The 1,254-nt window shown below is 64.5% G+C and carries 1 pseudogene; it reads left to right on the plus strand.

The annotated features are described in order from the left end of the window. Positions 1-103 precede the first annotated feature (103 nt). Positions 104-1,254 (plus strand): annotated as a pseudogene (locus A6302_RS20355) (chemotaxis protein CheB); the annotation flags it as partial.

The raw sequence follows: 1,254 nt of genomic DNA on the forward strand, positions 1-1,254 counted from the left end.
GAAGGGTGCGAATTGTTCGGCGGGCAACGTGATTTTGTAGCATGCAGGAGATTCCCACCTGTGGTTACGTGATTGCATCACCTCCTTGCGCATCCCGATGCCGATGAAGGACAATCCTGTGACCGACCGAAACAACGGCTTTCCGATCGTCTGCATCGGCGCCTCCGCCGGTGGAATTCCGGCGATGGAAGGCTTTTTCAAGGGCCTGCCGGACGATCCCGGGGCGCCTTCGTCATCGTCACCCATCTCAACCCGGAACGGGAAAGCATCCTCCACACCGTCCTCGGCCACTACACCGCGCTGCCCGTGCGGGTTGCGGAGGATCAGACCTTGGTCGAGCCGAACCGCATCTACGTGATGCCCGCCAACGCGATCCTGACGATGGCCAACGGCCACCTGCACCTGCGCCGTCCCAATGTGGCCATCCGCGAGCGCAACCCGATCGACATCTTCATGAGTTCGCTCGCCGAGGACCAGGGCGAGTGTGCGGTCGGGGTCATCCTCTCGGGCGGCGACGGCGACGGCACGCTGGGCGCGAAGGCGATCAAGGAACGGGGCGGACTGACGCTGGCGCAGGTCGCGGACGGATCGGCGCCGCACAATTCCAGCATGCCGGACAGCGCGATCTCCAGCGGAATGATCGATCTGGCGGTTCCGGTCGAGCAGATGGGCGAGAAGATCGTCGCCTTCGGACACAGCTTCGGAACGCTGGCGGTGATCGCCGAGGACGGCAACATCCACCGGGAGGTCGATCTCCAACATGCGCGCGAGGCGGTCTACGAGATCCTGCGCAGCCATTCGGGACATGATTTCTCCGGCTACAAGACCAAGACCTTCATGCGCCGCGTCGAGCGCCGCATGCAGGTGCTGCAACTGCGATCCCTCGACGCCTACATCGACGTCCTCAGGCGGCAGCCGACCGAGATCATGAACCTGTTCCGGGACCTGCTGATCAACGTGACGAACTTCTTCCGCGATGCGGACGCCTTCGCCTCGCTGGAGCAGCTTGTGATCCCCCGCCTGTTCGAAGGCCGGGCCTCGAACGACACGATCCGCGTCTGGGTGCCGGGCTGTGCCACCGGCGAGGAGGTCTATTCGCTCGGCATCCTGATGCGCGAGCATCTCGACGGTCTTGCCGCCGCGCCGAAGGTGCAGATCTTCGCCACCGACATCGACGAGACCGCGCTGGCGGTGGCGCGGTCGGGCCGCTATCCGGAGCAGTTGCTGAAGGGCGTCTCGGAACAGCGCCGGCAG

The organism is Methylobrevis pamukkalensis, assembly GCF_001720135.1.
GTDB classification, from domain to species: domain Bacteria; phylum Pseudomonadota; class Alphaproteobacteria; order Rhizobiales; family Pleomorphomonadaceae; genus Methylobrevis; species Methylobrevis pamukkalensis.